Source organism: candidate division KSB1 bacterium (assembly GCA_022566355.1).
GTDB lineage: Bacteria > Zhuqueibacterota > JdFR-76 > JdFR-76 > DREG01 > JADFJB01.
The window spans coordinates 1-12,536 of the sequence record JADFJB010000129.1 but is presented as its reverse complement, the minus strand read 5'-3'; the positions used below and the strand labels follow the sequence as shown (position 1 = coordinate 12,536).

Below are 12,536 nucleotides of genomic sequence, written 5' to 3'. Positions count from 1 at the left end.
TTATATGGATTTAGGCTTATAAATTTGACAGGCTTTGCAGCTTTAGTTTTGCTGGTTAGTTCATCTACCTTACTAATTAGTGTCTGAACGAAAACTAGGCATTTGTCATTTCGACGGAGCGAAGCGGAGGAGAAATCTTTTTCATAAAAGGATGCTAACATATTAGAATTATAGAAACTTATAAGATTTCTCGCATTCACTCGAAATGACAATGAGTGGTATGGGCAAAGAGTTTTCGGTCAAACACTAATTAGCACTTTAGCATCGAATGGCTTAGCAAGATAAGCATCAGCACCAACTTCCCTTCCAACTTTTTTGTCTTTGGTTTCATTTTTTACAGAAAGGAGGATCACTGGAATATTTTCATATTCTTTATCGAATTTCAGTGACTGGCATACGGAAAACCCATCAATTTTTGGCATTATAATATCGAGTAAAATCAAATCCGGTTTTAAAGATCTTGCCATTTTCAAACCGGCTTCACCATCCATTGCTGTGTATATATCGTATCCTGCAAATTCGAGACAAATTTTTAAACTGATAAGAGTCGTCCATGAATCTTCGACAATCAGTATTTTCTTTTTTTTCATATTTTTGTCTTTACATCAATATTGCTTTTTACATATTGATGGATTTCATGGTTACAATGGAAAAACATTTCTTTATATATTGTCATGCTATAAATTTATATAATCAGAATCATATACATTACCGATATTTAATTTATAGTCAAATGTCGATTATTAATAATTAGTGAGTGTTTTTGAATATAATATTGAAATTTTGTTTGGATCAAAAAAAAGTGGCAGGGGCCAGGAGAGTTATATTTATGAAGAAGCTAATCGCTATCTCAATAGTTTTGTTGCTTGCAGCAGGAAATGTAAGCTCCCAACAAACTCATCACGGAATTGGATTTAACCTGGGAACAAACCTTTTCTTTGGTGATTATTCCGATATTCCGATTTCAGCCTCCAGGTTCATGCCCAATGTTGGTTTATACTATCTCTATCAAATGTCCCCAAAGCTTGCTTTAAAATTTCAGGCGGGATATGGACAAATAAAGAGCGTACTTAGAAAGGTTTCTTTTGAAACTTCTATGATCCCGGTGGAAGTGACAGGTATGTTTTCTCTTTCCGGTTCGAAAAATGATCGATTTATAACAGCCGGACTAGGTCTTATTGATTTTCCGGGTCATCACTCTTCCTTGTTTAGTGGAGTTTTTGTTTCAGGAGGTTTTGGGATAAATGTTGTATTGAATTCAAAATTCTCTCTTCTCTCCACTGCAGATTATAGATATACCAGCGAAGATTGGTTTAACGGTGTGGCTGGAGGATTAAAAGATGGATATTTCAGCATACAATCCGGGATAAACTATCATTTAGGTAAAGGAAAGAAGGAATTCGAGAAAAAAGACAGTGAACAAAAATACAGAATTATTGCTGAAATACCTAAAATAGATTTTTCCCGGGCAAAAGACATCGCCCAAAACGATGTATACCAGGACCTGGAAAAATTACATTTACAATTAGAAAGCATCGAGATAGAAATCCAGGAGAAAACTATTCGAATTGAAGAAGTTAAGACTCAGTTAGCAGAACTAGATAGTAATATCAGCGGATTAGAATCACAATTGGCAAGACAAAAGTATTATGCAGCGCTTAATAAATTTAAAGCGAAAAATTATCATGAAGCTATCGAAGATTTTGAAAATCTCTATGAAAAGTATCCCGAACACCGCCTGGCGAGTAATTTTGTTTATTGGATCGGAGAATGTCATTTTGCCTTGAATGAATATAAACTCGCAGCCACGGCTTTTGAGAATGTCGGTAATTTCTCTGCTTCTAACAAGTTTGATTACGCATTATTCATGGCCGGACGATGCTATCTTAAAATGGGAGAGGGGGGTAATGCGGCCAAGAAATTTAAGGAGCTTATAGAACACCATCCGCAAAGCGCCCAAGCGAACAGGGCTTCCAGTCTGATTCAGAAGGGTGCTATTCCCTATCCATAGTCCGCTAAGAAGCCAAATTTTGGTTTATGTTTTGAAAATCAGATTTCGCCCCTTAACGTTTGCTGACGAGCAGTTTGAATTTTTCGTGTAGACGAAAAAAACAGGACGATAGAAACCCCGCAAATTAAAATCCAGACCATAAAATGGAGGTCAACTCCTGTCTCGGCAATCGGGCGTTTTTCAAATTTGCCGGCAACATCCGACCACCAATATGAGAAATTGAATATATCCAAAATCGTATGGGCAATTATACCAGGTAATAGAGAACCGGACGTATAGGCCAGGATTCCCATCATTGCGCTGGCTGCAAAAATATGGAAGAGCATTGGCCCGGCCCATGCCTGGTGGAGATGTGCAAGCAGAAATACAGTTGAAACAATCGAAATTCCAACCACAGGACCATAACGTCTTTCCAAAGGAACCTGCATGTATCCTCGAAAGCCGGTCTCTTCACAGATACCCGCCACTAAAGATGCCATCACAATTCCCACCCAGGCTGCCCAAAGTGGTATCGCATCGAAATTATATTCCAATTTAAAAGCTTCTGCTGGAAATTCGATGATTCGGAAGGTTACCACAAGCCCGGATTGAAAAACAACCACAAAAAGTAATGCAGCCGCCAGACCCCACTTCCAAACCTCTGGCGACAATTTTACAGCTCGAAAATTATTTCTCCTTGAGTCTGCAGTGGTTTTAGGCCACCAGTTGCCACTAAAATACTTCCAATATAACCATAATATCCCAAGCATTAAAAACATAGACCATGGCCCTGGTACAATAGTCAAAATAGTTACCCAGGCTCCGACCCCAATTGTATTGACAAAAAATCCCAGCAATATGGCCCGGATTAAGATAGGTAAACGCTGCCAAAACCTGGAAGCGGCGGAACCTGAAGTTTGAGTTTGAGTTTCCAAATTTGCCATTGGTTTTTTCCTTCCTAATCAAATTTCACAAACATTGTCATTCAAGTAAAGGTTGTTAGGATTCAATTTGAGAAGTAGTACGGAAAGAAAATTTTGAAGTTTGCAGGTTACCGACAAATGGTTGAATTCAGATGATCAATGGATTTTACCGGAGGATGAAGCGGGATTCATTTTGATGGACATTTATTTTTGATTTATTCAGTTTGTTGACTCATTGTTGTTAAATTTGATTCTTGAAATGATTTTCTCATCTTACGAGCATAAATTTCGCTCAAGTCGAAATGGAGCTGTTCATGATCCAAAACACCAGGGTTTTTGTGGTTTTCTCTAACCCAGGATTTATTACAGTTAAAGATATTCGTAACCCAAATTTTGGCTGGAGCAGATAGTAGAACTCTATTAGAATGATATCCTATTCCGCAGTAGGTTATGGCGGCAATATTTTTGAACGAATCCGGCGGTGCAATTGCTTTAAAATCTTCCCATTTTAGTTTGCGATCCCGGCTCCAATGTATTTCCGTTTCATATTTCCTGAAATCTTCAACCTTGTATAAATCCGCTTTCATCCTATCGCAACTGTTTCCGGAAACAGGAAGTTTATGTTCTGTTATTTTTATAATATTGGCGCCACTTTTCCTGGCTTTTATTTTGAATATTTCAAGGATCTCATGATAGCTGCAATTTGCAGAAATTCCGCCGTCGTTTATTGAACTCACCTTAATTCCGTCACCAGGGGCTTTTTGGTCAACAGTTATAATCACAATAGGTTCATTGGATTGAATTGAAGGAATTTGTTTATTGTTTTCCGAAATTGGAAGGTACGACAAATTGAATGATAGAATCGGGAATGATAAAAATAAAATGACTTGTTTTATTGCTACGATTTCATGATTGCGTTTCATTCGTTGTTATCCCATTAATCAGGAAAATCATGGGCCATATTTTGTCTAGGACATTCAATAATCAAAAGAATTGAGGTCAATATTTGGACTTAAAATAATTAACCCGCACTATTCATGAATTTTTGCCACAAAGACTCTAAGTCACTAAGAATATTAAAGTTATAAAGAAGATTACTATGAACCAATTTTCGGTCAATATAAAAAATCAATCTTTCTTAACCTTTATTTTTTAAAGCTTTGTGTCTTTGAGTCTTGGCGGCTATAAATTATCCAGGTTAATCCCTTTTTGCATGATTTCTTCCCTGGCAATCTTCAATATCACCATTAAATTCGGGATCATGAATTCTCAAGTAATCCGGATACCATTTTTAAGAATTTCATTCGCAAATGGATTCGTAGTATTGAAATCTGATTCTTCAAATGGGTGAGGCTCAATTCTTGTATCAAATTTTCGACTTATTTTCATCAATTCTACTTGGGTAGTAAAACTGTTAGGCAGTGTATCCATAACTATTGCCAAATCAATATCGCTATCTTCATTATATTTACCACTAACGTAAGAACCAAATAAATAGGCTTTTTGGACAGTGAATTTATTATTTCTTAAGTAGTTAACATATTTTTCCGCTATTTTAATAGCAACTCTTTGATCCATTTTCTTAATCCTGCAATTTTGTTAATCCATTCTTCTGTATATTCTTTAGTACAGGTTTAATAAAAAGCTAATTTGTAATCATCATATCTTGTGCGAATATTAAAAGCAGTTATTGTTACCAGGTTATCTTTTTGTGTTTCACTTAATTGTAGTTTTGATTTTTCGGCAAGAAATAATAAATTGTGAGTAAATGGCGGTTGGTTATCAATATGTTTTACATAATAAGCTTTTAGCAGCTTTTCAATAACCAGATGCCCAATAAATAAAGCCCAGTGATAATCCCCTTTTTCGAATAAATGCTCCAAAGTTGTAAAATCTCTATTAGAACTATTAATCCAATATTCTAGTAAATCAGTTTTTTCCATAATTTAATTTTTTGAGTTTTCATGTTTCGAGTAAAGTTATAATTTCTCTCGCGAACAAACAATTTTTTTTAATTTGTGGGAAGGAAGTATTGGCTGGATAGACACTCATTTTATCATATTTTGATGGGATACTTTTGTAACTTAGACCTTTCCAATTGTTTCACACAAAATCTAGACATATTGAAATGTTTTTAAGGCGGTGGTCAAGTTCCCTTTGAATGAATTTTGCGAATAACTCGATTGCCAAAGTCTGCAACATAAATATTCTTTTGTGCATCTACTGTTTCGGATTCATAAAATAATCAACGTAGGTTACTCTTTTTTAATCCGGGTTATCATGTTGATCCTGTCGAACTATAGAGCCACAGCATTCACAGAAAACACCGGCGGCAGCCAATTGGCCAGCATATCCCAGGAATCACCATCATTGAGACTGTATAAGATTTGTCCGGTGCTGGTACCAAAATAAATTCCAGCCGCATCACAGTCATCGGCGCACATGGCATGACGGTAGATGTTCAAAAAGGCATTCTTCTGCGGAAATCCATTGGTTAGCTTTTGCCAGTTTTCACCGCGATTACGGCTGCGGTAGACCGCCAGTTCACCATTAACCGGGCAGCGAAATTCAGGCCCTTCTTCCGGAATAACGTAGATTGTGTCCGGATCATGAGGATGGATCAACAACGGAAATCCAAACCGGGACGGCAATCCTTCATTAATGTCGATCCATTCTTCGCCGCCATTGTCGCTACGATAACATCCGCAATGGTTTTGCTGATATAACACTTCTGGCTTACCTGGATGACTTTCCATGTGATGTACACACTGCCCCACTTCCGGGAATTTATCCGGCAAGAAATCTACCAGAACTCCTTTATTCCGGGGCTGCCAGGACTCGCCGCTGTCTTCGCTATAAAATGTTCCTGCAGCGGAAATTCCGACATGTATTTTTTGCGAATCGCTAGGATGAGGGCAAATACTGTGAACCATCAAGCCTCCCTTACCAGGAAACCATTTTTCGCGAGTGGAGTGATGGCTGAGTCCTTTTAATTCAGACCAGTTCTTGCCGCCATCCTCGGTTTTGAACAATGCGCCGGGATCGACTCCGGCATAGAGCACTCCCGGATGATTATCACCACCCGGAATAGCACACCACACTCGTTTTACTTTCCGATCCGATCCCTCCTCGAAACGTACATCCTGCTCCGCTTCAGTCCAGGTTTCACCCATGTTAGTGCTGTAGCGAACTGTTGGGCCCCAGATATCAGAATTAATACTGGCATAAATGGTGGGCTCATTTCTTGTATCGCAAAATATGTGGTGTACGTCAACTCCCCGGTGAAAAGGACCTTGTAACTCCTATTTTTTGCGATCTGGATCACTGTTAAATATAAATGCTCCTTTATGTGTTCCCACGAATAGATGAACTTTTTTGGAGCTAAACATGGTGATTGTTCCTTCAATTATTGATAAACTAGAGTACACTCATAAACATTTGGGAATGACAAGTTATGTAAATATTTTACTTTGTGCCTTTGTGCCTGTGTCACTCTGTTACTCCTTTTCACATCATTCCAATTGCACAATCCATTCCAATGGGTGAACCTGGAGGTGGTTGCAACGGCTGTGGAATATCAAACTTTGCCGGATCTTCCAGAAATTTCTTGATTTCCGCCATCGCATAAAGCATGTGTGCCTTTTGACCGCTGTCACCAACCGAACTACTATTGGCATCCAGCCAGGATTTTAAATCAACCAACTTTTGGAAAGCAACAGCACGTACTTGGTTAGAGGCTCGATCGTTTGCCGTCAATGACATCATTGTGTGTAAAATGACCGAATCCACTACTCGCTGAACTTCTGCTTTTAAACCTTTCTGCCTGGGCGCTTTCCAGGTAGCTGCAATAAGCCGGTCGACCACTTCGGAAAAATCTGGATATTGATTGTCCCGGGCATGGAATTCAATTAGTCTTGCCGCACGGTTGGAGTTGAGGATCATCGTTGCGGTCATATTTGCAGCAGATTCAGCAGCTGCTAATGGATCGAAAGAGGGGCTTGTTCGAATATTAAATACTTCCCGGTGCCGGCCATAACCAGGACTGCGCGGTGGAATGAGAGACAGGATATTTTCCGGCAGCGTTAAAGTTTCCGGATCCAGGGTTTTCAGCAGTGCATCCAACGCTTTACGTTGTTCCTTCGCTGAAATCATTTCCAGTACCTTTTGTCCGTCGCCTCGCAATGCATAAGTGTAGTACAAACCACCCAGCACTTTGGCGGTGGCTTCCAGTTGGTAACGGTGAAACAGATATACCGGCACCAGAACTTCTTCCAGGGTTGTCATGGGCGCTCCCACTGGAATATTGTGATCTGAAAATCGCTGCAACGCCACTTTGCGAACCTGGAGTACTCTTTCCAGTTCTTGCGACGCATTGTGATTATTGTCCCATAAATGAGCAATCGGATGAGCGCCGCCAGCTGGTCGTGCATCTGAATCGGAAATAAAGATCAATCCATCTTTAAATGATTTACGCAGAATATCATCTAAGCCATTCCGTTCGTCCGTACCATCGGGAAAATCCTGGTAGCCATATTGAATAGTTACTTTGTCCCAGGCACCAATGCTGGTATCATAAGCATCGGAAAGATCGATGTTGCCGTTTCCATCGAGTTTTACCAACGGATGTGGATAATCCATCACCGAAGCACGGTTCGAAACACTCGCTGCAAAATTATGGGAAAGTCCAAGTGTATGGCCTACTTCGTGAGCGGAAAGCTGGCGCAACCGCGCCAACGCCATCTGCTTCATTTTATCGGAAAGCGGTTTGCCGTCTTCATAAGGCGCCATTAAGCCGGCGGCGATCAGGAAATCCTGACGAACACGCAGGGAGCCCAATGAAACATGTCCCTTGATGATTTCACCGGTGCGCGGATCCGAAACGCTGGAGCCGTACGACCAACCGCGGGTAGAGCGATGCACCCATTGGATCAAATTATAGCGAACATCCATGGGGTCAGCGCCGGCCGGCATCACCTTTACCTGGAAAGCATCTTTGTAACCGGCAGATTCGAACGCCTGGTTCCACCAGCTAGCACCTTCGATCAAGGCCGAACGGATGGGTTCCGGCGTGCCGCGATCGACATAATAAACGATGGGTTCCACCGCTTCGCTTACCGCTGCGTTGGGGTTTTTCTTTTGCAAGCGATGGCGGCGGATAAACCGCTTTCGGATCGGCTCCTCGATAGGAGTTGCATAATCCATATAGCTGGAACTGCCATAGCCGGCGCGGGGATCGAAGGCGCGCGGCTTGTAATTATCATCCGGTAATTGGATGAAGGAGTGATGCTGGCGAACGGTTGCAGATTGTGCCGTGGGTGTTACTGAACGAAGCCAGTTACCGGGCGAATCGCCAGTGAAGGTGAGGGTTGCTTCCACTTCGATATTTTTTGGAAAAGCCCTGGTTCTAGGTAGATAAATGGCTGAACGAGATTGATCTAACTTATAATTTCCTTGCCGTCTATTTTTCAAACGGCCGATGACATTATGGGCATCGCGCAAATAAAAAGAGGTAGCATCCACAAGAACGTTGCTCTTTTCCACAGCCTCGACCTTAAACCCCCAAATAATCGATTGGGCGAATGCTTGTTCCACCGCCAGCTTTTCATCTTCATCATCACTGATCGCGCGATAAGAATAATTGGGCTGAACCATCAATACTTTGGGACCGATTCTTTGAAATTTGACAATGCGTCGTCCACCGAGTTGTCCGCGGTCCAGGCCGATATCGTTTGAGCCTAATCCAACCGGCAGTGAATTAACATATAAAAATTCAGTCTCCCATTTGTCTATCTCCAGCCAGATTTTACCCTCTGTTTCATCCCAGTAAAACGTGAAATAGCCTTCATACTTTTGCATGTTTTTGGTTTTTTCCGGGATGGTGGTGACAGTTTTTGTTTTTTGGGCATAACCGCTAAAAACCGGCACAGCAAGAAGCATTACAACTAAAGCAGCTAATTTTTTCATGGGTATCTCCATTTTTATGAGGTTAAAAAAATGTAAGGATGGAAAATATTTGATGCAAGTTAAAAAGGTGTGTTCATTTTTTAGTTTAAACTAATAGTAAGGAGTATCTAATTTACCAGCCAAACAAGGATTCAAAAGTAAATTCATAAACTCTGAACAAAATGTCATACAAAATCATACTAAATATCTCTTTGCGAATTACAAAATTGTTTGTTAAATTTGTATATTACAAAAAATGATAATTTTAATAACAATTAGATAAAAGAGTCCTTATCGGAATTTGAATATTGAAATCTGTCGTTTACATTGAATCGTCTGTTATCGTTATTTAGCATCTCGACCAAGCCGAGATGTAGTGATTGCCGGTCGACAGGCAATTTCTCATGATTGGTGGAATAAATATCGTGCAACGGTTTGATCTACGACTTTCAGCATTGGTAGAAGAAGAAATTAGCCGAGGCGATTCTTTGGAAGGTCAAAGTCGATTGGCGTTTATTGAAGACATACCAAGCCTTGCTATTTCAGATGAAGCAACAGAATTGGCAGAATTACTTTTGAATAAAGGTGCTATTCCAGTTGGCAGTGAAGCTGATGCACTACATATTGGTATAGCGGTTGCCCAGGGAGCTGATTATCTTCTTACTTGGAACTTTAAACATATCAACAATGCTGAAATGAAATCAACTATAACCGAAGTTGTTAAGTCTTTTGGGCTTATTTGTCCACAAATTTGTTCGCTAGATGAACTGGGAGGAGTTTGAATGATTGAAGATCCAATTGTTGAAGAAGTACGTCGCCATCGCAAAGAATATGCCGAGAAATATGGGAATGATCTCAAGAGAATGGTTGAAGCTCTGCGGAAACGTGAACATAAATCAAAGCGTACAATTTATAATCCTGGACCTAAACACCGTTTAAATAAATCTGTTAGCTAGCAATTAATCTGTCCAAAACTTTGCATCGGTTCTTTTATACCTTTAATGTCGACGGAGCTTACAGTTACAATTTGAACAACAAGGATAAACGACAGGTTAAGAAAATTATCTTTGAATATTTTGAACATATTGAAGAAGAATGAAATAAATTTCAGAAGAAATACAAGAAATGAAGAAACATCTTGAAATAGAAAATATCCAATTTAAGGGAAACAAAATTAGAATCAAAATTGACGGGCAAGAACACAAATTTAAACTTTCATCTACATCTGATAAATTGGCTAATGCTTCAGAGAATGAAAGACAAAAATATGAGATTTCGCCTTCCGGATATGGAATTCATTGGCTATTGATTGATGAAGACCTTTCGATCGATGGACTGCTCTGCATACATCACAGCCATCCGAATAACAAGAAAGCCGTTCAAGTTTGAATGTATTCATAGCGATAAGTGCGGCTCTGCATTGGTTGCAGTTGCACTGCGGCAGCTAACAATGCATCTACCTGACGCGAAAGAGGTCCCCATATCATAGTTGGGCACGATAAAACAGTTTCATCAAGAATAATCAATTGATCATCGATCATTGAAATTTGAACTGTGTCCAAAATTGTTTTTGATTTTTCTTGTTTTTCTTTGTATTTTACATGCGGTTGGTTCTTAAGAATAATATTAAAGGAGTATTAACTTATGAGTCCAAAGGAAATCCTTCTACGAGAGATCGAGCAAGTACCTGAAAACCTTATCGAAGAAGTTTTGGATTTCATCAAATTCTTAAAATATAAAAATGATACGAATAAGTTTCAAATCACCACTGCAAGCGAATCCTCGCTAAAAAAAGACTGGCTACGTCCGGAGGAAGATGAAGCGTGGCAACATTTGTGAAAGATGATGTTGTAGTCATTCCATTTCCTTTCTCAGATCTAACACATGCCAAAAGAAGGCCTGCACTGATAGTCGCTGCGCTAAGCGGAGATGACCTCATTCTTTGCCAAATAACCAGTCAAAAAGTACGTGATTCTTATGCAATTCTTCTGGAGAATTCTGACTTCGAGACTGGTTCTCTAAAACAGGCAAGCAACGTTCGACCTAATCGCATCTTTACCGCTGACAAGAGTATTGTTCTATACAAAATAGGTCAACTCAGGAAAGCAAAAACGAAGTTAGTTATAAAGAAAATAGTTGAAATCCTAGAATAGGACGAAATGCCGGAATTATCTTTTTGGTTCATAGAAAGTTTTTACGCCTGACTAAGGCTCCTAAACCTAGCTGAGCCCAATAAACCAGTTCCATCAAGGAAAATCAACTGTTAATTGTTAATTGATCATTATTCATTGAATAATGTTTTCCTTGACTTTTCCATAACCTCACACTACAATTTTTCAATTACTGGTTTAGTTGGGAGTTTAACATGGTACCAGATTATTCAAAATCTCAAAAACCAATTAGTGAGGAAACTATCTATAGCTTTCCTAAACACCCTTCCGTTAGCAATACTCTTTTTCTGTTATATAGGTAATATCCATTCTCAGGAAAAACCAAAACAGTTCAAGGTAGTTATTTTTCAAGAGGAACCAAAGATATCCGGGCTGGCTATGGATGGTCTGCTTGCGTCTGCCAGTATCGATATGGAGGAACTTGATTTAAAACTTTTACAAATAGAGAATGACTCTTGTGGAACTGAAATACTTCTCCCCTCCGCACTTGAAAAAGCTGGATACAATGTAACAAAGATCACTCTTAAAAAAGGACAGACAATAAAAGATGTTGATACAGGAATGGATTATGATATTCGGATTGTCACTTACCGAGATTTATATGAACATAAAAAATACAAACGCAACTATTTTGACAAGCCTCCTCTGAAATTGGACATCACTGTGCATTACAATGTAAGTGTCCTTTCATCAAAAAAGAAAGAGAGTTTTGTAAAGAAAATACATCACGAGGAACCCTCTGATTTTATTAAAAATGAAAAGCAGAAAGCTGCTCAGAAAAAAACTGCGAAAGAACTTCTCAGTCAGACGAGAGATATTATTCAGAATATAGTTAGTTGGCTTAATGAAAATACTAAATAGAGATTCATTCGATCATGTGCTATGGGTGAACCGGTCCGGCACTGAGCACAAAAAATCTTTCTGCCCTATGATGATAATTTCCCCTCAATCTATGAAGGTAAGTGTGATCTTTGTAGGTATCGTACTGACGACTCCAAACGAATGCCACAATGTCTTCTCTCAGGGATAAAGATGGTGGACTGGTAATGGCTTGGCTGTTAATGGCAGGCTTGGTCGCGAACAGTGGCCAAATTATTATGCTCACTGTACCAAATTGTAAACTCATCAAGATGTCGAACCCTGCTGAGTATTGAGACAATTGGGTCAAAAAGACAGAAGTTTAATAGAATGGTTTTTCTCAAACCCCTAACTAACAACACATTCAGCCGACAAAGAGCAGTTTTTCAATGGGTTAGCTTGTGTGCTATCTCAATAGTTTTTTTTGGATTCCCAGCTTTGGTGCGCTTAAGTCTTGCGGCTGATGTTTGTGTTAAGCTCTTAATCTAACCCCACTAGAATTCCAACAGGTTGCTTCTGCCTACTCCTCATCCACCAACTTTACTGCCCACAAACCGCTATCAAAATCTGAGAAGAAAATCAGGCCTTTGTACGGCTGTGGTCCCCAGACCATGGGCGAGTTGGGGATGAGACCCTTGGGGTGGTATGGCA

13 protein-coding genes and 2 pseudogenes are annotated in these 12,536 nt (G+C 39.6%); 7 read left to right on the top strand and 8 right to left on the bottom strand.

The features are described 5' to 3' along the window. Positions 1 to 239 precede the first annotated feature (239 nt). Positions 240 to 590, bottom strand: coding sequence for a response regulator (locus IIC38_17425; protein ID MCH8127712.1), 351 nt, complete (start codon positions 588 to 590; stop codon positions 240 to 242). A gap of 239 nt (positions 591 to 829) precedes the next feature. On the opposite strand from IIC38_17425, the gene IIC38_17420 reads away from it, so the two are divergent. Continuing rightward, positions 830 to 2,011, top strand: a complete 1,182-nt coding sequence (locus IIC38_17420; protein MCH8127711.1) for a tetratricopeptide repeat protein — start codon at positions 830 to 832, stop codon at positions 2,009 to 2,011. Positions 2,012 to 2,049: 38 nt separating this feature from the next. Here the strand turns inward: IIC38_17420 and IIC38_17415 are convergent, their stop codons facing one another. From IIC38_17415 to IIC38_17390, 6 genes and pseudogenes are all read right to left on the bottom strand, one after another. Then, a complete protein-coding gene (locus IIC38_17415) occupies positions 2,050 to 2,934 on the bottom strand; it encodes a CPBP family intramembrane metalloprotease (protein ID MCH8127710.1) in 885 nt (294 codons plus the stop codon). A gap of 194 nt (positions 2,935 to 3,128) precedes the next feature. Next, positions 3,129 to 3,836 (bottom strand): hypothetical protein, encoded by a 708-nt coding sequence (locus IIC38_17410; GenBank protein ID MCH8127709.1) that lies wholly within the window; start codon positions 3,834 to 3,836, stop codon positions 3,129 to 3,131. A gap of 346 nt (positions 3,837 to 4,182) precedes the next feature. Next, entirely contained in the window at positions 4,183 to 4,491 is a 309-nt protein-coding gene (locus IIC38_17405) for a nucleotidyltransferase domain-containing protein (protein ID MCH8127708.1), read from the bottom strand. Next, positions 4,464 to 4,856 (bottom strand): annotated as a pseudogene (locus IIC38_17400) (HEPN domain-containing protein). Before IIC38_17400 ends, IIC38_17405 begins: the two are co-directional and overlap by 28 nt. Before the next feature lie 354 nt (positions 4,857 to 5,210). Continuing rightward, the gene (locus IIC38_17395; protein MCH8127707.1) at positions 5,211 to 6,086 is read right to left on the bottom strand and encodes an exo-alpha-sialidase; all 876 of its coding nucleotides are present in this window, start codon (positions 6,084 to 6,086) and stop codon (positions 5,211 to 5,213) included. A 334-nt stretch (positions 6,087 to 6,420) separates the two neighbouring features. Continuing rightward, positions 6,421 to 8,877, bottom strand: coding sequence for a zinc-dependent metalloprotease (locus tag IIC38_17390; GenBank protein MCH8127706.1), 2,457 nt, complete (start codon positions 8,875 to 8,877; stop codon positions 6,421 to 6,423). A 287-nt stretch (positions 8,878 to 9,164) separates the two neighbouring features. Here IIC38_17390 and IIC38_17385 point away from each other — a divergent pair. From IIC38_17385 to IIC38_17360, 6 genes and pseudogenes are all read left to right on the top strand, one after another. Then, positions 9,165 to 9,638: pseudogene (locus IIC38_17385) on the top strand (type II toxin-antitoxin system VapC family toxin). Then, positions 9,639 to 9,812, top strand: coding sequence for a hypothetical protein (locus tag IIC38_17380; protein MCH8127705.1), 174 nt, complete (start codon positions 9,639 to 9,641; stop codon positions 9,810 to 9,812). It abuts the pseudogene before it with no gap. A 169-nt stretch (positions 9,813 to 9,981) separates the two neighbouring features. Further along, complete coding sequence (locus IIC38_17375) at positions 9,982 to 10,245, top strand: DUF2442 domain-containing protein (protein MCH8127704.1); 264 nt, start codon at positions 9,982 to 9,984, stop codon at positions 10,243 to 10,245. Between the two features lie 255 nt (positions 10,246 to 10,500). Further along, complete coding sequence (locus IIC38_17370; protein MCH8127703.1) at positions 10,501 to 10,695, top strand: DUF2281 domain-containing protein; 195 nt, start codon at positions 10,501 to 10,503, stop codon at positions 10,693 to 10,695. After that, entirely contained in the window at positions 10,680 to 11,009 is a 330-nt protein-coding gene (locus IIC38_17365) for a type II toxin-antitoxin system PemK/MazF family toxin (protein ID MCH8127702.1), read from the top strand. The genes IIC38_17370 and IIC38_17365 overlap by 16 nt, the downstream gene beginning before the upstream one ends. Before the next feature lie 114 nt (positions 11,010 to 11,123). After that, positions 11,124 to 11,888, top strand: coding sequence for a hypothetical protein (locus IIC38_17360; GenBank protein ID MCH8127701.1), 765 nt, complete (start codon positions 11,124 to 11,126; stop codon positions 11,886 to 11,888). 19 nt (positions 11,889 to 11,907) lie between these two features. On the opposite strand, the gene IIC38_17355 is transcribed toward IIC38_17360, so the two are convergent. Next, complete coding sequence (locus IIC38_17355) at positions 11,908 to 12,153, bottom strand: hypothetical protein (protein MCH8127700.1); 246 nt, start codon at positions 12,151 to 12,153, stop codon at positions 11,908 to 11,910. Positions 12,154 to 12,536 lie beyond the last annotated feature (383 nt).

Excerpts from the sequence above, each read along its gene's own strand:
- IIC38_17425 (MCH8127712.1), bottom strand. The coding sequence starts at position 590 with ATGAAAAAAAAGAAAATACTGATTGTCGAAGATTCATGGACGACTCTT.
- IIC38_17420 (MCH8127711.1), top strand. The coding sequence starts at position 830 with ATGAAGAAGCTAATCGCTATCTCAATAGTTTTGTTGCTTGCAGCAGGA.
- IIC38_17415 (MCH8127710.1), bottom strand. The coding sequence starts at position 2,934 with ATGGCAAATTTGGAAACTCAAACTCAAACTTCAGGTTCCGCCGCTTCC.
- IIC38_17410 (MCH8127709.1), bottom strand. The coding sequence starts at position 3,836 with ATGAAACGCAATCATGAAATCGTAGCAATAAAACAAGTCATTTTATTT.
- IIC38_17405 (MCH8127708.1), bottom strand. The coding sequence starts at position 4,491 with ATGGATCAAAGAGTTGCTATTAAAATAGCGGAAAAATATGTTAACTAC.
- IIC38_17395 (MCH8127707.1), bottom strand. The coding sequence starts at position 6,086 with ATGGGTGAAACCTGGACTGAAGCGGAGCAGGATGTACGTTTCGAGGAG.
- IIC38_17390 (MCH8127706.1), bottom strand. The coding sequence starts at position 8,877 with ATGAAAAAATTAGCTGCTTTAGTTGTAATGCTTCTTGCTGTGCCGGTT.
- IIC38_17380 (MCH8127705.1), top strand. The coding sequence starts at position 9,639 with ATGATTGAAGATCCAATTGTTGAAGAAGTACGTCGCCATCGCAAAGAA.
- IIC38_17375 (MCH8127704.1), top strand. The coding sequence starts at position 9,982 with ATGAAGAAACATCTTGAAATAGAAAATATCCAATTTAAGGGAAACAAA.
- IIC38_17370 (MCH8127703.1), top strand. The coding sequence starts at position 10,501 with ATGAGTCCAAAGGAAATCCTTCTACGAGAGATCGAGCAAGTACCTGAA.
- IIC38_17355 (MCH8127700.1), bottom strand. The coding sequence starts at position 12,153 with ATGAGTTTACAATTTGGTACAGTGAGCATAATAATTTGGCCACTGTTC.